Source organism: Pseudoflavonifractor sp. SW1122 (assembly GCF_012027765.1).
Lineage (GTDB): Bacteria > Bacillota > Clostridia > Oscillospirales > Oscillospiraceae > Enterenecus > Enterenecus faecium.
Map to the genome: position 1 here is coordinate 1 of NZ_SJOS01000049.1, position 19,266 is coordinate 19,266.

The following is a 19,266-nucleotide window of genomic DNA, read 5'->3' on the forward strand; positions in this document are numbered from 1 at the left end:
GGCCCCCGGCGCCCGCCGGGGGCGGGGGGCCCCCCCCCCCCCCGCCGAGGTGCTGGGCAACCAGGTCACCCGCCTCTACGACGTGGGAGTGGCGGGACTTCACCGCCTGCTGGCCTCTCTGGACGAGCTGATGCAAGCCCGGGTGGTCATCGCCGTGGCTGGCATGGAGGGGGCGCTGGCCTCGGTGGTGGGCGGTCTGGTGGACTGCCCTGTCATCGCCGTGCCCACCAGCGTGGGCTATGGGGCCAGCTTCGGCGGCCTGTCCGCCCTGCTGGCCATGCTCAACTCCTGCGCCTCCGGGTGCAGCGTGGTGAACATCGACAACGGCTTTGGCGCAGGCTTCCTGGCCAGCCGCATCAATCAAATGGAGGGTCTGCCTCAATGAACACCTTATATTTACAATGTAACATGGGAGCGGCCGGGGATATGCTCACTGCCGCTCTGTATGAGCTGCTCCCCAACCGGGAGGAATTCTTGCACACCCTCAACCACATGGGTCTGCCTGGGGTGGAGTTCCACGCCCTTCCCGCCCAGTCCTGCGGCATCTCCGGCACCCATATGGACGTGGTGGTCCACGGAGAGCGGGAGGAGAGCCTGGACCATCACCATAACAATGACAATGACCACGACCACCATCATCACCATGATCATGAACATGAGCACGGCCACGAGCATCATCATCACCACCACCACACCACCCTCCACGATGTGGAGCACCTCATCGGCCACCTGAACCTCCCCGCCCCGGTGCTGGAGCAGGCCCGGGCGGTGTACCACCGCCTGGCTCAGGCGGAATCTAAGGCCCACGGGGTGGAGGTGGACCTGGTGCACTTCCACGAGGTGGGTGCCCTGGACGCCGTGGCGGACGTGGCGGCGGCCTGCTATGCTCTGTACCTACTCCACCCCGACGAAGTGGTGGTCTCCCCCGTCCACGTGGGCAGCGGCATGGTCCACTGCGCCCATGGTATCGTCCCCGTCCCCGCTCCCGCCACCGCCCACCTGCTGGAAGGGGTGCCCTGCTACGGCGGCGACATCCAGGGGGAGCTGTGCACCCCCACGGGGGCGGCGCTGCTGACCACCTTTGCCACCCGGTTTGGCCCCATGCCCCCCATGGTGCTGGAGCACACCGGGTACGGCATGGGCAAAAAGGAGTTCCCCGCCGCCAACTGTGTCCGGGCCATGCTGGGGCACACCCAGGAGGCCAAAGGGGAGATTTTGGAGCTGGTGTGCAACCTGGACGACATGACCCCCGAGGCCCTGTCCTTTGCCTGCCAGCGGCTTTTAGAGGAGGGTGCCCTGGACGTATACACCCTGCCCGGGTGCATGAAAAAGGGCCGCCCGGGGTGGCAGCTGGTGGCCCTGTGTGACCCCGCCCACAAAGACCCGCTCATCCACCAGGTGTTTGCCCTTACCTCCACCACAGGGCTGCGGGTGCGCACCTGTGAAAAGCACGTGCTGGACTACACCATCACCACCCGGGAAACCCCCTACGGCCCGGTGCGGGTGAAGAAGGCCCAGGGCTACGGGGTGCGCCGCTCCAAGCCGGAGTATGAGGACATGGCCCGCATCGCCCGGGAGCACAAGATCACCCTGAAACAGATCTTCCACAGGGACTAACCCATGCCTCTTCCCTCTTCACTGGCAGGGGAGACGCGCTCCGCTGGGCCCCATTTCTCCACGATGAGAAATGGGGGAAAGAATCGCCAAAGGCGGGTCCTTCCCCCGCCTTGTGGAATCCACCCTGCTGGTACTGGCTGCTCCTGCGTCCTTCTCTTTCTGGCCCTTGGACCGGTGGGGTCACATAGATGGCCTGGCAACTCTAAAGGAACTGCTTTCTTCTCTGGTAGATGTGACTTCTACCGCCAGGGCCTTCCTCTGGCGAGCAGCTGTTCCCAGCTGCCGGTGGACTGGCTCCCGGCGGTGGCTACACCGCACCACCAGAGTAGGCCCGGACGGGGGAACCGCCCAGCCATAGGGCCAGCTGCCATGGTGGCCTGGTGTAGTGGCACTATAGGCGCCACCGTAAAGGTGACGGGCCGAAAACGGGCTTGACGCACATCCGGTCCCGTACCCCAAGGGGGGTACTTAGGGGGGAACGCCCTAAGCGGGTTTTGGTTCCTTTTGCCCGAACAAAAGGAACCCCCAGCGGGTAGCGTCCCCGCCAGACTGGCAAGGCTACTCCAGCGAAGAGCAAAGAAGTGTGTTCCTAATCGGAGCACGGGGACTGGAAAAGACACATAAAAACTTGGGAGCGGCTCAAAAAGCCGCTCCCATCTCTCTATTCGGTGCGAAAAAAGGAGAGCAACGAAACTTTCGTCTCGTTGCTCTCCATATCGATGTCAGCGCATCCGCAGCAGCCGTTCCATACGCTTGTAGAGCAGGGTGGTGAGCACCGACACAATCAGGCCCTTGAGCAGGTTAAAGGGCACCACGGCAAAGAGCACCAAGGTGGACACGCTGTTGATCATGCCATTGACCGCCGTACCCATGGCCACCAGCTGGTCCAGGGGCAGGCCGTAGAGGGCGGAGAAGGCGGGGAGCAGATACACCGCGTTGAAGAAGCTGCCGAAGGCAGCCATCACCACCGTACCGGTGACCATGCCAGCGATGGCCCCCTTCTTGGTCTTAAAGCGGTGATAGAGGGTGGTGGCGGGGAGAATGAAGGAGCAGCCCACCACAAAGTTGGCAAAGTCGCCCACGAAGGCGGTGGTGGTGCCCTTGAGCAGCAGCTTGAGGATGATCTTCACCAGCTCGCACACCACGCCCGCCACAGGGCCCAGGGAGAAGGAGCAGATGAGCACGGGCACCTCGCTCAGGTCAATTTCATAAAAGCTGGGAGCAAAGGGCAGGGGAAACTCCAGGTACATCAGGATGGCGGCCATGGCGGCAAAGATACCGATGTACGCCGCCCGCCGGGCGCCCTGCTGCCGGGGGACTTTCAACCACACCCGTTCCACCAGCATGGCCACTACAAACAGGGCCACAAATACCCCCAGGCATACCAAAAGATACACCACATTGTCCTGTGCGCTCGCCCACAGGTCCGTCAGGTTGTTCCACATAATAAAAAACCTCCAAATGATATTGAGACGCCCAAACGCCAATGCCGTTCAGGCGCAACAACCCACTTGGAGCCCTTGCACATCCTCTTCCATCCGGACTGTAACCGTTGGTCCCGGAGTTTCACCGGGTCAGCCGCAGAACCAAGGCTCTGCGGGTCGCGGACTATACCGCCAGTGGGGAATTTCACCCCGCCCTGAAGACATGGTATTCACTTGTCTCTGCCCGCTATTATAGCACAGTGCTGCTAAAAAGCAAGCTGTTTTTCTCAGCAGCCTTCCCAATACCATTGGATGCAGAATCTGTTCACCGTGCTGCCTCGCATTCTCATACTATGCAAAAGCAACGATCATTCGTCCATCAGCTGGGAACCAAAGCCCGCAAAAAGCAGCTCTTTCCTCCGAATTAACAGAGGAAAGAGCTGCTTTTTGTGTTTTTTACATTTTTAACACGTTTTTTCTGTCAATGTTCGACAATATCACGATTTAAATGGAAATAGAACCCTTTTACCGGCACTTCGCTCCAAGTATTTCCAGTCATTTTTCGTCTATTTTTGACTTTTTTAACAATTTTGACAATTCTATAAATTATGCATTAAAAAGATTTCCCCGGGCCAAAATGCCCAGGGAAATCTTTTTATCACACGATTCGGGTACAGATCACCACATAACGATAGGTGTTAGTAGGATAGGGGTGGCAGGTGATGAGAGTGAGTAAATCTTCGCCTGAGCGAATAGATAAGCACTCCACCTCGTCGGGATTCACCACCTGGATTTCTGATACTTCATACTGCAGAGTCTCCCGGAAATTCTGGACCTGCACCACGTCCCCCAGCTCCAGCTTCTGAATGTTGCGGAACATGGGAGCCTGGAAATACCCCCGGTGCCCTGCCAACACACAGTTGGTGTTCTCCCCTCCGATGGGATAGGAGGTATTGGTCATGTGGGCAGCGCCCAAGGTCATATTTTTGGGGTTGGCCCCCAGATAGATGGGCAGCTCAATCCCCATTTTATCTATGGTGAGATAGCCGATCACACCATCTTCCAGTCCATACTCAGAAAGGTCAATGGCAGGCTGTTCATAGGAAAAGGGGTCCACCAGCTGGGGCTGGTGCTCTTCATAAAGCCGCTGGTTTTCCTCCGCCAGCTTCTCATACAGCTCTTCCAATCTAGGGTCTGGCTCCTGGGCTTCTTCTGGGGCCACCTGTTCCAAGAAGCTCTCCTTTTGTCTGGATACCTCTTGGGCATAGCGGAAGGCGGTAAAGCGGGGATAGAGCAGAACACCAGCCCCCACCAGAACCAGCACCAAGCCCAATATGAGGACAATCTGTCTCGCCTTATCCCTCACGGCGCTTTTTCCTCCTTCTCCACACGACGATACCTACAATCAAGCCCACGCCTACCACAGCGCCGGGAATGTAGTACCACAGGTAGGTGAAGTCCAGGGTCCGCAGGGTTACTTCATCCTCCTGCTGCTCCATCTCCGGGTCATACTCCACCCGGGTACCTCGCACCAACAGTCGGTGGGTATTGACCGCATAGGGGGTACAGGTCACCAAGGTCACCAAGTCTTTGTCTGCCTCTGCCACCAGATTTTCCAGCTCATCCGGCTCCACCGTGGTGATCTGGTCCACCTGATAGGCGTGGACCTCGTCCAGCACATGGATATAGAAGTGGTCCCCTATCTCCATCTCGTCCAGCCGGGTGAACAGTTCCGCGCTGGGCAGTCCCCGGTGTCCGGTAAGAACGGTGTGGCGGTTGAGTCCGCCAATGGGCAGAGCGGTGACCTCCATATGCCCGATTCCCTTGGCCAGCACCTCCTCGCTGGTACCGTGGTACACCGGCAGAGATAGGCCAATTTTTGGGATTTCCAGGGTGCACATCACGTCGTCCAGAGCCAACACGTCCTGATAATTGTCCGGGATGGCGTAGCCACTGCCAGGGATAAAGGGATCGTGCACCGGGTCCCCCATCAGGTTTTCATTGTACTCTATGGCCTTCTGCCACTCCTCTTCCAATGTCTCCTCGTCCAAGCTGTTGACCAGATTGGCGTGGGACGTGATCATTTCCCGATGGCTGAGGTCGGCAATGAAGTTGCTGATGGCGGGGTAGAAAAAAATCCCCGCCCCCACCAGCAACAGTGCCAACGATAGAATTAGAGGCAGTATAGAGCGGATTTTCCCACCCTTTCGTTGCCTCCGTCTCCCCCTTCTTCTCCTCCTGTTTCCTTGTCCTTGGTCCTGCACCTGCTCACACACTTGCGTCTGCTCCTGGTCGTGTTCTTGTTCTTGGTTCTGTTCGTGTTCTTGTTGGCTCATACTCCAAGCTCCTTGGGTCATATGGGAAGGGCCGGGGCGTTGAACGCCCCGGCTCCTTGCTTGATATTTTAGCTTAGAAGAGGAATTAGTCCTCTGCCTTCTTCTTCTTCAGGGTCACCAGCACCAGAGCAGCGCCGCAGGCCATGATGACCAAGCCACCAGCGGTGAACAGCACGGTGCCCATACCACCGGTGGTGGGCAGGTTAAAGCCAGGCTTTTTGTTCTCAACTTTGAACTCAAAAATGTTCTTCAGACCATCCTCAGTATCTCCACCAATTGCAAAAGTGGACACTAAGCTCTCTTCCTTCACCACGGTAGAGCCTTCGGCAGTACAGTCATCCAGGTTGCCATCGGGGCCCTCCCCACCCTGGGCATCTTTGTTATCCACCAGGGTGATCTTAATGACATCAGAGGGAAGCACATATCCATTGGGAGCCTTGGTCTCCTTCAGATAGTAGTCGCCGCAAGTCAAACCCTGAACCTGAATCTGTCCATCCCCATTGGTCACCAAAGTAGTAGTGATATCGGTGCCTGCCTCGATTTGATCTGCTGTCGCCTTGGTATACACGCCGTTGTCCTTGTCCACAAACTGGATTTCATTGGTGCACTTCTCATCACTGTACAGCTTGAACTCAACACCTTGCAAAGCCTCATTCTTCTCATCCACCTTGGTGACGGTAAAGCCATAGGTGTACACAGTCTCCTCCGTAGGGGTGGTCTCGTAGGAGCCGCCATCATAGGGGTTGGTGTTCACACCCAGGTATGCATCATTGCCCAGGGCATCTTCCTCAAAAGCATACTCATTGATGGTTGCCTTATACACCACATGGACATATTTTGCATCAGAATAGTCTTTAATGAAGTTCGCGTAATCAAATCGCACCTCGAAAGTGGTGTCGTCCGGAAGTTTTTCATCATCTTTCGGCGTCACTACTTTGTACTTAGCGGTATCTACCAGATAGTCAGGATCAGGAACTTCCTTTTGATCGTCCCCCTCCCCTGCTTTCTTAGTATGCATGATACCATTTTCACTCCAATACACAGCTACCTTTTTGTCCCAGGTCAGGCCGTGGCTCATTTTATCACCCACATTAAATGCGGTAGCGGTGGCACCCTCAGGATAGACAGGCACAGAGGCTTTAACGGTGTAGGTGACCACATCACCAATGCTGACCGTGGGCTTATCAGGTTCCTTGTCCACGGTGCCCTTGTCACCCTTGAGCACCACGTTGGCATCTTCCACATACCAAGTCTCATTGGTCTCAGGCTTACCATCGTGGTCGCCCCACTGAGGATACAGAGTAGCGGTGGCAGACTTGTGCACATAGGTGCTGGTATCATCGGCAATAATCAAATATTGGCCCAGGGGCATATCTTCCACAGGGGTGGCAGTGGTTCCATTCACGGTAGTTTTTGTAGGCTCATCTAACAGCAAAGTTTCCTGCTTAATAGCAGTAGCCAAAGCCTCATAAAACGCACTTAGTTCTTTTGCAGTAGCTCCGACCTCATCCTCGTTAGAAGTTTTAAGGGAAAACGCCTCGGTCACTGCGTAAGTATAAGTGGAAGTCGTCTCAGTTTTATCTTCAATAACTTTCACATAACTAGGATACTCCTCAGCTACCCACTTTCCCACTGCTTCCACCCACTGGTACATTGGGTCTTTAGGCTGATAGCTGTTTTTATCCAGATTCACCGTAATGATTTGGTATAGGGCCACCGAGGTATTCACATCCCGGTCTGTACCCTTGATATTAATGGTTCCAGTGGGTGTAGTATTGACTATGGGGTTCTTCTCTGCAAACGCCCCCATCGTGGCCATGGACAGCACCATAGCCACAGTCAGGCACAGCGCAAAGAGCCGTGCCACAGTTGATTTCATCGTTTTCATAAGGTATCTCCTTTCTCAGTCGCTGGGAAATATTTGTGTACAGGGATATCCCTGGATCACACTGATCTGCCTCGCATTTTGCTTTTTCTTCTAGGTGTCCCATTTTGTAGGAACCATAGCAGGGCCAGGCTACCGCCACCCAACATCATCGCACCGCCTAGCATCATGCGCTCTGCGATTCCTCGTCCACCCGTAATGGGCGGCTGGATGGCGTGATAGTTGACCAGGTAAAGCACACCATGATCGTCAATCATAAAAGCTGGGGCATTCTCTAAGGCTGTAATGGTAAGGGTAAATTCACCCAGGTCAATTTTTACCTCTTCTTCCGCTCGCTCTTGGGGGACTACCGCTTCGTCCTTTGTCTCCACAGTCAGGTTCCACTGTCCCTTGGGAAGCTGATATCCATCCGGGGCCTTGGTCTCCACCAGGCGGTAATTCCCTGGCAACAGATCCACAAACATGGTTTTTCCATCCGATTGCGATGTAGACATCCCCACATTTTTCCAAACAGTATTATCTACACTGCTGACATCCAGCAGCTGCTGGCCATGGGTCTCCCACTGGCTTCCCACATAACCGTATAGCTGGAACTGTGCGCCAGATAGAAGGTCGTCCTCTTGGACATTGGTTTCGTCAAAGCCGGAACCATCCACCTTGATAAATGACAGCTCTGCTCCCCCTTCTCTGTAGTAGAAGGTAATGTGGTTCTCCTGTCCTTCCCCTAGGGTGGACACCGGCTGCCAGGAAGTGACCAGTGTGATAGTCTCATATCCCGCCAGGTTGGTACACACATATCCCTTAATATTCACGGGAATCTCTGTGACCACCGAGGCCCGGGTGGAAACCTGCTTGTCCTCGGCCAGGGGCTCATTCGTCCCCTCCTCCAGGTAGGACACGGTATAGGTGGTCTCCTCTACCTCCTGATACACAAACGTCACAGTGTTCTCTTCTTCTGAAGAGAGCACCATGGTTCTGCTTGCAATTTCAGAAACCAGATAGACATTGTCAGGATAGTGTTCGTTCTGGGGCAGAAGCACCTTGGCATAAATGGTATCTCCCACGCTGCTGATCCCAGTCTCCTGGTAGAAAGGCGTATCCTCTCCCTGTATGACATGATTGATGGTATAGGGTGCTGTGCCCACACTCTCCCAGCGGGCATACAAGGTGGTGTCCTCCGCCACCAGGCGATCAAACGTCCACCGTTCGCCGCCCACCTCCTTGGTGTACCATCCCATAAAGCGATAGCCTGCCCGGGTGGGCTCTTGGGGTTCCTCTGCCGAGGTATTGTACGCCACAGACTGGGATTCCACCGGAGACCCACCCTGGGAGTCAAACTGGACCAGCAAATCTTTACGCTCCCATTTGGCATACAGGGTCAAGTCTGTGGCCGGCATCTCATAGCCATCCTCAACGGGGTTGGTGAGGTTCATCAGCTCCGGGTCGGTGTACCAACCCAAAAACACGTATCCCTCACCCATGTTGGTGGGGGCATCCATCAGCGTGATGGGCGTCTCGTAGTAGACATCGGGCACCGTACCTACCACTTCTCCATTGCTCACATAGGTCAGGTCGCTCTGGACCCGATTTCTATAAAAGTAATTGTGGTTTTTAAAGCCTCCTGTATGTGTCTTTGCATATCCGTACAGTTTAGTGTCCTCGCCTAAGTAGCAATACATAATTCCATTTTGGTCCACTTGGTAAATTTTATTCCAATATGGCGCAATGGCAGCCCAATTGTCCTGCCCGATTGCTTCTACCAACTCTTTGCGTGCCGTGGCATTCTGATCACTGAGGGGCTCATCTGAGGTGTATACACTGCCTTCATTCCAATCAAAGCCCTCGAGATATTCCAGACCAGCAAACCTCAAGTCTTTTCCTACAAGAACTTCGCTGATGTAGTGTTCATATGTATCTCCTGTCACTGCCTGGTTATAGGTGTGCAGGTTATAGACATTCATTTCTTCACTGGAGTAGTACGGATACAAATCCCAAGTCTTTTCTATGGTAAATCTTGATGGCGATGCCAGTTTTCGATCCTCTATTGTCCCATAATACAGGTACTTGAAGTCCCCTGCCTCACTTCCCTTGTTCGCATTGTAGTAGTCAGCATACTCCGAATACTTTGGGAAATCTCCCGGCATAGTATCTCCGTAATTTCCCTTAAACACCTTCCACGTACTACCGTCTGCGTTGTGTAGGGTAACCGTCCACTCCTCACGGTCGTAGTACACATTCAGCACCGATGTGCCATCTCCGGCTACCACCGTATCATCGCTATGGGAGTAGTCAAATCCAAAGAACTCGCCGCCTTCGGCGTCGTTTTGCCCGTTAGCAATATCCTGCTCGCTGGCCGTCACCGTGGACTCCGTCAGGGCTTTCCGGGTCTCATTGTTGCTGTGGATCACGTAATCCCCGTCCAGGTCTTCAAACCACACCACCACGGTATACTCCACTTCTTTGGGAACCCAGTGGGCATATACCACCAAGTCCTGCTCTGGCATGGTGGAGATTCTTTCTGCCAGTTCCTGACCATCCGCAGCGGTCCATGCCACATCCTTTAGATTCCACGTCCAACCTTCTGGGTCCACGCCCTCCTTGAGCGTATACCAGCAATCAAAGGAATAACCCGCCCGCTCCGGGACAGGTACACCGCTCAGCTTGTCCTCAATATTGCTCCCTGGAGGGGCCAGGATTGGTTCCACATACGTACCATAAGTAGTAAAGATAATGTACGGGTCGCTCTGTTTGGTGTAGGTGAGGATTTTCTCCGCCTTTCCGTCTGCGGTTACGGTGAGCGACATCTCTTCGGTGACATCCTTGAGATAGCCATCAAATTGCTTATACTCAATGGAGATTTTTGTGGCTGCTGGTGCCTGTCCAACCACCCGGCCCAACTCTTCCGTCTCTCCGGTGCTTGGATTATATCCTTCATAGACCACTGTGTAGTCATACATGTTCTCTGTGTAGGTGTAAAACACCGAAACTGTGGTGTCCTCTTCCAACACGCCGGAGATGACCGACTGCTCTGGATCAATCAACGTAAAGTTAGCAAAAGCGGGAGAAGATACCTCGTATCTACTTCCCACTACCTGTTGGGCAATATATGGCTGACACACCATATTCCCACCTGTTTTCTCCAGATAGTAATTGATGGTCAGCGTAGCCAACGATGTATTTCCCGCCTTGGTCATTGTGTTACTGGCACACATACAAAACACAAGCACTACAGCAACCAGCAGGGATATCACCTGTTTCCTCTTCAGTTTTATTTTCCACTTCAACGATATACACCCCCTGTGTTTCCAGTGCTCCACAGCTTCTGCATCATCCTTATTATCCTTCTATCGATACAACATACATATTATACCACACCTTAAAAAGGTTATCAACGCATCAGAGGAAGTTTTTTCTGTTTAGAAATTACAGGCCTATATTTGGTATATACAGTTTATATACCAAAGGTTATGAATTATTTTTGTTATATCATGTGAAAATGAATTTTCATAATCGTGAGATTGCAATTCGTCAACTTTACAAAAGTTATACAATATATTCAATGAAACATACACATAATAGGGGATTTGTCCATTTTCACTCCGTCCCTATCCAGCCTCTTTCGTTAACCATATAAAAACCCGTCAGTTACCAGAACTCACATTTCGTTTCACTCTCTCAAAAAGTACACCTTTTGGAATAGGCAGGTATTAATAACGATTGCATATAATGGGTAAAAATTCAATCTCTGCAAGCATATTTCATGAAAATTACATAAAATCTACCAGATTTTTCCGATACAATCTAGTCAATCAAAAGGTGTACTTTTTGGTAGGCTAAATTTTTATCTCCGGCGGTGGCAATCTCGTCGTCTGCGGTAAAAGGTGGATTGGCTGATCTGGCACAAATCCAGTACATCGGACAGGGACAGCTGTTCTCGCTCCCAGGCCTGCACCAGCGCCTCGAAATTGTCCGGCAACTCCTTCTCCGGCCTGCCAAATCGAACCCCTCGGGCCTTGGCTGCAGCAATCCCCTCCGCCTGCCTCTGGCGGATATTTTCCCGCTCATTTTCCGCCACAAAGGACAGCACTTGCAGGACGATGTCACTGAGGAACGTACCCATCAAATCCTTCCCCCGGCGAGTGTCCAGCAGCGGCATGTCCAGCACCACAATATCAATTCCCTTGCTCTTGGTGAGAATCCGCCATTGCTCCAGAATCTCCGCATAATTGCGCCCCAGGCGATCAATGCTCTTAATGTAGAGCACATCGTCTTTTTTCAGCTTTCGTACCAACTTTTTGTACTGTGGACGCTGAAAATCCTTGCCCGATTGCTTGTCAATGAAGATATTCTCCTGGGCAATGGACAGCTGCTGAATGGCCAGAAGCTGCCGGTCTTCGTTTTGGTCTCGACTGCTGACTCTGATATATCCATAGATGTGACTCATTGAACTCTCTCCCGTCTTTCAAGCATTGTAGTATAGTTCTGCTCAAAGGTACGGTAAAAATTCAGCAGTATCTCTGCAATTTCTGGTTAAAAAGACGTTGAACCAGGCCTATGGCCCGATTCAACGCCTATGCAAAAAATATACAGGGACTGCCCTGCATTTTCCATGCAGGGCAGTCCCAATTGTTACACTTCCATGATCACAGGGAGGATCATGGGATTGCGCTTGGTCTTCTTGTAGAGGTAGCCAGACAGGTTCCCCTTGATCTCAGATTTGATGGTGGACCAGTCCCGAATGCGGCGGTCCTGGCAGCTGTCCAGAGCATCCACCGCCACCTGGCGCAGCTCGTCCATCAGGGCCTCAGACTCCTTGACGTACACAAATCCACGGGTAATGATGTCGGGTCCAGAGATGACCTGTCCGTCCTCGGCGGACATCGACACCACCACCACGATCATGCCGTCCTGGGCCAGGTGCTGGCGGTCCCGGAGCACCACAGCGCCCACGTCGCCTACCCCGTAGCCGTCCACAAACACCTTGCCGGAGGGCACGGTGCCGTTGATGCGGGCGTTCTTCTGGGTGATCTCGATGACCTTGCCCACGTCGCTGATGATGATGTTCCGGGGGTCCATGCCCATGCTCCGGGCCAGCTTGGCGTGGGTCTTCAGCATGCGCTGCTCACCGTGGACGGGGATGAAATACTTGGGCCGCACCAGGGCGTGGACGATTTTCAGCTCATCCTGGCAGGCGTGTCCGGAGACGTGGAGGGGCAGCTCCCGCTCATTGACCACCTCGGCATCCCGGCGGTACAGCTCGTTGATGACGTTGCCAATGGCGTTCTCGTTGCCAGGAATGGCGGAGGCGGAGAGAATCACCCGGTCCCCGGCCTGAATCTCCACCTGGCGGTGGGTGTTAAAGGCCATGCGGGTGAGGGCAGACATGGTCTCGCCCTGGCTTCCGGTGGTGATGATACACACCTTGTTCTTGGGCAGGCCCTTGATCTGGTTGACGTCCACCACAGTGCCAGCGGGCACCTGCATATAGCCCAGCTCGGTGGACACCCGCATCACATTCTCCATGCTGCGGCCCGTCACCGCCACCTTGCGGCCATACTTGGCGGCCACGTTGATGATCTGCTGGATACGGTCCACGTTGGAGGCGAAGGTGGTGACGATGATACGCTGGTCACAGCCCCGGAATAAGGCCTCAAAGGAGGCGCCCACGCTGGACTCGCTCTTGGTAAAGCCGGGACGCTCCACGTTGGTGGAGTCGGCCAGCAGTGCCAGCACACCCTCCCGGCCCAGCTCGCCCAGGCGGGTCAGGTCGGCCATGCCGCCCTGGATGGGGGTGGGGTCGATCTTGAAGTCGCCGGTGTGAATACACACGCCCAGGGGGCAGCGGATGGCGAAGGCCACCGCGTCGGCGATGGAGTGATTGATGTGGATAAACTCCACGGTGAACTTGCCGGCCCGCACGGTCTCCCCGGCCTCGCAGGTGATGAGCTTCACCTTCTTGTCCAGGCGGTGCTCCTCCAGCTTGAGGCGGATGAGCCCGGCGGACATGCGGGTGGCGTAGATGGGTACATTCACATCCCGCATCAGATAGGGAATGCCGCCGATGTGGTCCTCGTGGCCGTGGGTGATAAAGATGGCCCGAATGCGGTCCCGATTCTGAATGAGGTAGCTGAAGTCAGGAATGACCACGTCCACCCCGTACATCTCGTCATCAGGGAATCCCATGCCCACATCCACGATGATAATGTCGTTGCCGTACTCATAGGCGGTGATGTTCTTTCCGATCTCGTTGAGACCGCCCAGAGAGATAATTTTCAATTTTTCTGCCATAAATACTCCTTTACCAGTAATAACCTATATTTATCTTGTTGCATGCGTATTTATGGGCCTGTGGGCACACTCCCCCCTGGGGGTCCGGACCGCCCACCTCCCCTTGAGATGAGTGTGCCCGGAATGCACGCTGTGTTACCGCCAAAAGGGCAAATTGTCCCCCTTTTGGGCGCAGGAGAAAAGCGCCGTCGTCCACCCCATCTCTCTGGCCCTGTTTCGCCAGACAGATGAGGGGGCGGCCGCCTCACCCTGCGCTATGCACCGCTGTGTGGTTGTCTCTATCCGAAGCGCGCCCACGAGCCACGCTTTACGCCGTATCAAAACCGCTCAACTCCCTCGATGGGGAGGAGCTTGTTCAAGCAAGTATATCACAGATCACCGTCAAAGTACAGCATTTTTTGTCTGGCAGCCCTGGTACGGCGGCACATCCCCATGTTTCATTCATCCTACTTCGCTCTTGCCACCGTCAGCCCAATGACCTTCTCCGCCCCGGCGATGCGCAGGCAGGCGGCGCATTCGGCCAGGGTGGCACCGCTGGTGACCACGTCGTCCACCAGGACCACCTGTTTCCCCGTGAGGTCGATTCCCTCCCGCGCCGCGTAAGCTCCCGTCACGTTGGCCTGTCGGGCGGATGAGGAGGTAATGCGGGCCTGCTGCTTGGTATCCCGCACCTTCTCCAAGGCGGACACCACTTCCACGCCCAGGTTCTTCCCCACCTCCCGGGCCAGCAGCTCACACTGGTCAAAGCCCCGTTGTCCCCGACGCCAACGGGTCACAGGCACCCAGGTGATACAGTCCACCTCCTCGCCCCACTGGTCGTGGAGGCACTGGGCCATGAGGGTGCCAAACAGCCGGGCGTGGATTTGCCCGCCCCGGAACTTAAACTGCTCCATTCCCCGGCGCACACTCCCCCGATACCACAGCGGGGAGAAGCACCGGGCACAGAAGTCCACCTGTTTCCCGACCTCCAGCTGCCAGGGAAGGGTCTTTTGGCACTGGTGGCACAGCCCTTCCTCCTCCCACACCTCCAGCACACGGCCACAGAAGGGACAGCGGGGCGGATAGATCAAATCCAACACCAGTTTCACCAGATTCATCTCTATGCCACCCCGCTTTGCGTCGAATTACGTCGAATGGTTTGGTATAAAAAAGGACGCAGCCGGTGGCTGCGTCCTTTTGAATGCTTGGGAGTAAATTACTGAGCGTACAGCTCGATGAGCTTCTGCAGGTGCTCCCAGCGCTCCATAGCGGCCTTCTCGTTCTTCTCGAACAGATCCTTGGCACGCTCGGGGAAGGAGCGAGTGAGGGAGGAGTAGCGAGCCTCGTTCATCAGGAACTCCTGATAGCCGCCAGCGGGGGCCTTGGAATCCAGAGTGAAGGGGTTCTTGCCCTGCTCCTTCAGAGTGGGATTGTAGCGGAACAGGTTCCAGTAGCCGCACTCCACAGCGCGCTTCATCTCGGTCTGGCAGTTGGTCATGCCGCCCTTGATGGAGTGCATCTCGCAGGGAGCGTAGCCGATGATGAGGGAGGGACCATGATAGGCCTCAGCCTCACGGATGGCAGCCAGGGTCTGGTTGGGGTTGGCGCCCATGGCAACCTGAGCCACGTAGACGTAGCCGTACTGCATGGCGATCTCAGACAGGCTCTTCTTGCCCACGGTCTTACCGGCAGCGGCGAACTGAGCCACCTGGCCGATGTTGGTGGACTTGGAAGCCTGTCCGCCGGTGTTGGAGTACACCTCGGTGTCGAAGACGAAGACGTTGACATCCTCGCCGGAAGCCAGGACGTGGTCCAGACCGCCGTAACCGATGTCGTAAGCCCAGCCGTCGCCGCCGAAGATCCACACGGACTTCTTCACCAGCAGATCGGACATCTCCACGACCTGACGGCAAGCGTCGCAGTCGCAGGTCTTAGCCAGCTCCAGCAGCTTGGCGGAAGGCTCCTTGGAACCCTCGCCCTCGTCGCGCTTGGCCAGCCACTCAGCGGCAGCAGCCTTCAGCTCGTCGCTGGCGCAGTCGGCGGTGGTCAGACCGGTGACGACCTCAACCAGCTTCTCACGACGCTGCTTGACACCAACCAGCATGCCCAGACCGTGCTCGGCGTTGTCCTCGAACAGGGAGTTGGCCCAAGCGGGACCCTTGCCCTCGGCGTTGGTGCAGTAGGGAGAGGTAGCAGCGGGGCCGCCCCAGATGGAGGAACAACCGGTGGCGTTGGAGACATACATACGATCGCCGCAGACCTGGGTGACCAGACGGGCATAGGAGGTCTCGGCACAGCCGGCGCAGGAGCCAGAGAACTCCAGCAGGGGCTGCTTGAACTGGCTGTCCTTGACGTTGGCCACGGACTCCATGTCCTTCTTGGGGGCAACCTTGGAGACCATGTAGTCGAAGGCAGGCTGCTTGGACAGCATCTGCTCCATGGGCACCATGGTCAGGCTCTTGGTGGGACACACGCCCACGCACACGGCGCAGCCCATACAATCCAGAGCGGACACGGCCAGGGAGTACTTATACTTGCCCTTGCCAGCGCCAGCCTTGATGTCCACGATCTGAGAACCGGCGGGAGCGGCAGCAGCCTCTTCCTCGGTCAGAGCGAAGGGACGGATGGTGGCGTGGGGGCAGACGTAGGAGCACTGGTTACACTGGACACAGGTGCTCTCGTTCCAGGCGGGCACGGTGACGGCCACGCCGCGCTTCTCGTAAGCGGAAGCGCCCTGCTGGAAGGTGCCGTCCACGCAGTCGACAAACTTGGAGACGGGCAGGGAGTCGCCGTCCATCTTGTTGACGGGCTCCATGATGTTCTCCACCTGAGCCACCAGCTCAGCCTTGCCCTCGTAGTTGTGGGCAGCGGGAGCGTCCTCAGCGGTAGCCCAGTCGGCGGGCACGTCCACCTTGACGAAGGCGGTGGCGCCCAGGTCGATGGCCTTGTGGTTCATGTCAACCACGTCCTGGCCCTTCTTCAGGTAGGACTTGGTGGCAGCTTCCTTCATGTAGCGGATGCCGTCCTCCTGGGGCATGACGTTGGCCAGAGCGAAGAAGGCGGACTGGAGAATGGTGTTGGTGCGCTTGCCCATACCGATCTCGATGGCCAGGTCGATGGCGTTGATCATGTACAGCTGGATGTTGTTCTGAGCGATGTAGCGCTTGGAAGCGGCATCCAGGTGGTGGTTGAGCTCGTCGAAGTTCCACTGGCAGTTGACCAGGAACACGCCGCCGGGCTTCACGTCACGGACGATGGGGAAGCCCTTGGTGATGTAGCTGGGCACGTGGCAGGCCACGAAGTCAGCCTTGTTGATGTAGTAGGGGCTGCGGATGGCCTTGTCGCCGAAGCGCAGGTGGGAAATGGTCACGCCGCCAGTCTTCTTGGAGTCGTACTGGAAGTAAGCCTGCACGTTCTTGTCGGTGTGGTCGCCGATGATCTTGATGGAGTTCTTGTTGGCGCCCACGGTACCGTCGCCGCCCAGACCCCAGAACTTGCACTCGATGGTGCCCTCGGCAGCAGTGTTGGGAGAGGGCTTCTCCTCCAGGGACAGGTGGGTCACGTCGTCCTTGATGCCCAGAGTGAACAGACGCTTGGCGTCAGCCTTGGTCATCTCCTCATACACAGCGAACACGCTGGCGGGGGGAGTGTCCTTGGAGCCCAGACCATAACGGCCACCGATGACACGGATGTCGTTGCGGCCGGCGTTGGCCAGAGCGGTGACAACGTCCAGGTACAGAGGCTCGCCCTGAGCGCCGGGCTCCTTGGTGCGGTCCAGCACAGCGATCTGCTTGCAGGTGGCGGGGATGGCAGCCAGCAGCTTGTCGGCACGGAAAGGACGATACAGACGGACCTTCACCAGACCCACCTTCTCGCCGTGAGCGTTGAGGTAGTCGATGACTTCCTCGGCCACGTCGCAGATGGAGCCCATGGCGATGATGACGCGGTCAGCGTCGGCAGCGCCGTAGTAGTTGAACAGCTGATAGTTGGTGCCCAGCTTCTCGTTGACCTTGCCCATGTACTCCTCCACGATCTCGGGAACGGCATCGTAGTAGGGGTTGGAGGCCTCACGGTGCTGGAAGAAGATGTCGCCGTTCTCGTGAGAACCGCGCATCACGGGGTGATCGGGGTTGAGAGCGCGGGCGCGGAAAGCGGCCACAGCGTCCATGTCGCACATCTCGGCCAGATCCTCGTAGTCCCAAACGGCGACCTTCTGGATCTCGTGAGAGGTACGGAAGCCATCGAAGAAGTTGATGAAGGGGACGCGGCTCTTCAGGGTAGCCAGGTGAGCCACAGCAGCCAGGTCCATAACCTCCTGGGGGTTGGACTCACACAGCATGGCAAAGCCGGTCTGACGGCAGGCCATAACGTCGGAGTGATCACCAAAGATGTTCAGAGCATGGCTGGCCACAGTACGGGCGGAGACATGGAACACGGTGGGCAGCAGCTCACCGGCAATCTTGTACATGTTGGGGATCATCAGCAGCAGACCCTGAGACGCGGTGTAGGTGGTGGTCAGGGCGCCAGCGGCCAGAGAGCCGTGGACGGTACCGGCAGCGCCGGCCTCGGACTGCATCTCCACAACCTTCACGGTCTGGCCGAAGATATTCTTCCGGCCAGCAGCGGCCCACTGATCCACATTGTCAGCCATGGGGCTGGACGGAGTGATGGGGTAAATACCCGCAACCTCTGTGAATGCGTAGGACACGTGAGCGGCAGCGGTGTTGCCGTCCATAGTTTTGAACTTACGTGCCATTTTCGTTTCCTCCTTTTGCTTCTCAGCAAAGAGCGCTGAGGCATCTGAATTCCGAATACACCTCAGTCTACCACATTTCTCCTATAAATTCAATGAATAATTCCATTTTTTCTTGTAAATTCTCACACACCATCCGCCCTCTCCCCTTCCGTTTCAAATCAGATACCTTGCACCGGGTAAATCTGGGCGGTATCATAGAAAAAAAGATTTTTTGTTACTTTTTTATCAAATGCTCTGTCGCCCTCTCACGGACAAAGGGTGTGCTTGGAGCCCACGCAGCCGCCAAACTTACCCAACCTTGGGTGGTCATACCGTACAACTATGAAATGACCAAATTCTCCAACCCCACAAGCGCCGTGACCGGCCGTCTCGCCCAAAGTTCACGTTTCGGACCGGATGGAGAACTTTTCCTAAATTTGCCTGATGCCAACAAGTTTCCTTGCGTTCAACAACCCCCCGTGGTATGATAGGTATCAAAGGATTTCGGTTACTTTTTTCTCGAGAGGAGTGGGACCCCATGGTGTGCAATCTGCTCTCCCTGGGCCTCAATGGCATCCATGGATATCCGGTCACGGCAGAATGTGCCCTTTCCGGGGGATTGCCCGCCTTTGATGTGGTGGGTTTGCCCGATGCTGCCGTGAAGGAGTCCCGGGAACGGGTGCGCTCGGCCATTCGCTCCAGTGGCTTTGACTTTCCTGTCTCCCGCATTACCATCAACCTGGCCCCTGCCGACCGGAAAAAGGTGGGCACGGTGTACGACCTGCCCATTTTGCTGGGCATTCTCTCCGCCAGCGGCCAGCTGTCCATGAAAGGGTACGCCGACGCCGCCTTTTTGGGGGAGCTGTCCCTGTCCGGGGCGCTGCGCCCGGTGTCCGGAATTCTTCCCATGGCCCTGGCAGCGGTGCGCTGCGGGGTCCGCCAGCTGTTTGTCCCCGCCGACAACGCCCCCGAGGCCTCCCTGGCCCAGGGGTTGGAGGTCTA

The 19,266-nt window shown here is 56.0% G+C and carries 12 protein-coding genes and 1 riboswitch; of the genes, 3 read left to right on the forward strand and 9 right to left on the reverse strand.

The annotated features are described in order from the left end of the window. The coding region (larB, locus tag E0L15_RS09985; protein WP_168125475.1) for a nickel pincer cofactor biosynthesis protein LarB at positions 1 to 385 on the forward strand (385 nt) is incomplete at its 5' end. Beyond that, positions 382 to 1,617, forward strand: a complete 1,236-nt coding sequence (gene larC / locus E0L15_RS09990) for a nickel pincer cofactor biosynthesis protein LarC (RefSeq protein WP_168125476.1) — start codon at positions 382 to 384, stop codon at positions 1,615 to 1,617. The genes larB and larC, both read left to right, overlap by 4 nt. A 722-nt stretch (positions 1,618 to 2,339) precedes the next feature. On the opposite strand, the gene E0L15_RS09995 is transcribed toward larC, so the two are convergent. The 9 genes from E0L15_RS09995 to nifJ all read right to left on the reverse strand — a co-directional run bounded on the left by E0L15_RS09995 (position 2,340) and on the right by nifJ (position 18,285). After that, positions 2,340 to 3,062, reverse strand: a complete 723-nt coding sequence (locus E0L15_RS09995; RefSeq protein ID WP_168125477.1) for an ECF transporter S component — start codon at positions 3,060 to 3,062, stop codon at positions 2,340 to 2,342. A gap of 77 nt (positions 3,063 to 3,139) precedes the next feature. Beyond that, positions 3,140 to 3,268, reverse strand: a riboswitch (FMN riboswitch). Between the two features lie 431 nt (positions 3,269 to 3,699). Continuing rightward, positions 3,700 to 4,407 (reverse strand): class C sortase, encoded by a 708-nt coding sequence (locus E0L15_RS10000; protein ID WP_168125478.1) that lies wholly within the window; start codon positions 4,405 to 4,407, stop codon positions 3,700 to 3,702. Continuing rightward, a complete protein-coding gene (locus tag E0L15_RS10005) occupies positions 4,397 to 5,377 on the reverse strand; it encodes a class C sortase (protein ID WP_168125479.1) in 981 nt (326 codons plus the stop codon). Before E0L15_RS10005 ends, E0L15_RS10000 begins: the two co-directional genes overlap by 11 nt. 85 nt (positions 5,378 to 5,462) lie before the next feature. Beyond that, on the reverse strand, positions 5,463 to 7,265 hold the full coding sequence (locus E0L15_RS10010) for a SpaH/EbpB family LPXTG-anchored major pilin (protein WP_168125480.1): 1,803 nt from the start codon (positions 7,263 to 7,265) through the stop codon (positions 5,463 to 5,465). A 56-nt stretch (positions 7,266 to 7,321) separates the two neighbouring features. Continuing rightward, positions 7,322 to 10,546: an InlB B-repeat-containing protein gene (locus E0L15_RS10015; RefSeq protein ID WP_168125481.1), complete on the reverse strand. Its 3,225-nt coding sequence runs from the start codon at positions 10,544 to 10,546 to the stop codon at positions 7,322 to 7,324. Between the two features lie 557 nt (positions 10,547 to 11,103). After that, entirely contained in the window at positions 11,104 to 11,706 is a 603-nt protein-coding gene (locus E0L15_RS10020; RefSeq protein ID WP_168125482.1) for a recombinase family protein, read from the reverse strand. Between the two features lie 185 nt (positions 11,707 to 11,891). Further along, positions 11,892 to 13,550, reverse strand: coding sequence for a ribonuclease J (locus tag E0L15_RS10025; protein WP_168125483.1), 1,659 nt, complete (start codon positions 13,548 to 13,550; stop codon positions 11,892 to 11,894). Positions 13,551 to 13,996: 446 nt separating this feature from the next. Further along, positions 13,997 to 14,647, reverse strand: a complete 651-nt coding sequence (locus tag E0L15_RS10030) for a ComF family protein (RefSeq protein WP_168125484.1) — start codon at positions 14,645 to 14,647, stop codon at positions 13,997 to 13,999. A 98-nt stretch (positions 14,648 to 14,745) separates the two neighbouring features. Beyond that, complete coding sequence (gene nifJ, locus E0L15_RS10035) at positions 14,746 to 18,285, reverse strand: pyruvate:ferredoxin (flavodoxin) oxidoreductase (protein WP_168125485.1); 3,540 nt, start codon at positions 18,283 to 18,285, stop codon at positions 14,746 to 14,748. 517 nt (positions 18,286 to 18,802) lie between these two features. Between nifJ and E0L15_RS10040 the strand changes: the two genes are divergently transcribed. Beyond that, a partial coding sequence (locus E0L15_RS10040; protein ID WP_279280579.1) for a magnesium chelatase domain-containing protein occupies positions 18,803 to 19,266 on the forward strand: 464 nt, incomplete at its 3' end.

Excerpts from the sequence above, each read along its gene's own strand:
- larC (WP_168125476.1), top strand. The coding sequence starts at position 382 with ATGAACACCTTATATTTACAATGTAACATGGGAGCGGCCGGGGATATG.
- E0L15_RS09995 (WP_168125477.1), bottom strand. The coding sequence starts at position 3,062 with ATGTGGAACAACCTGACGGACCTGTGGGCGAGCGCACAGGACAATGTG.
- E0L15_RS10005 (WP_168125479.1), bottom strand. The coding sequence starts at position 5,377 with ATGAGCCAACAAGAACACGAACAGAACCAAGAACAAGAACACGACCAG.
- E0L15_RS10010 (WP_168125480.1), bottom strand. The coding sequence starts at position 7,265 with ATGAAAACGATGAAATCAACTGTGGCACGGCTCTTTGCGCTGTGCCTG.
- E0L15_RS10020 (WP_168125482.1), bottom strand. The coding sequence starts at position 11,706 with ATGAGTCACATCTATGGATATATCAGAGTCAGCAGTCGAGACCAAAAC.
- E0L15_RS10025 (WP_168125483.1), bottom strand. The coding sequence starts at position 13,550 with ATGGCAGAAAAATTGAAAATTATCTCTCTGGGCGGTCTCAACGAGATC.
- E0L15_RS10030 (WP_168125484.1), bottom strand. The coding sequence starts at position 14,647 with ATGAATCTGGTGAAACTGGTGTTGGATTTGATCTATCCGCCCCGCTGT.
- nifJ (WP_168125485.1), bottom strand. The coding sequence starts at position 18,285 with ATGGCACGTAAGTTCAAAACTATGGACGGCAACACCGCTGCCGCTCAC.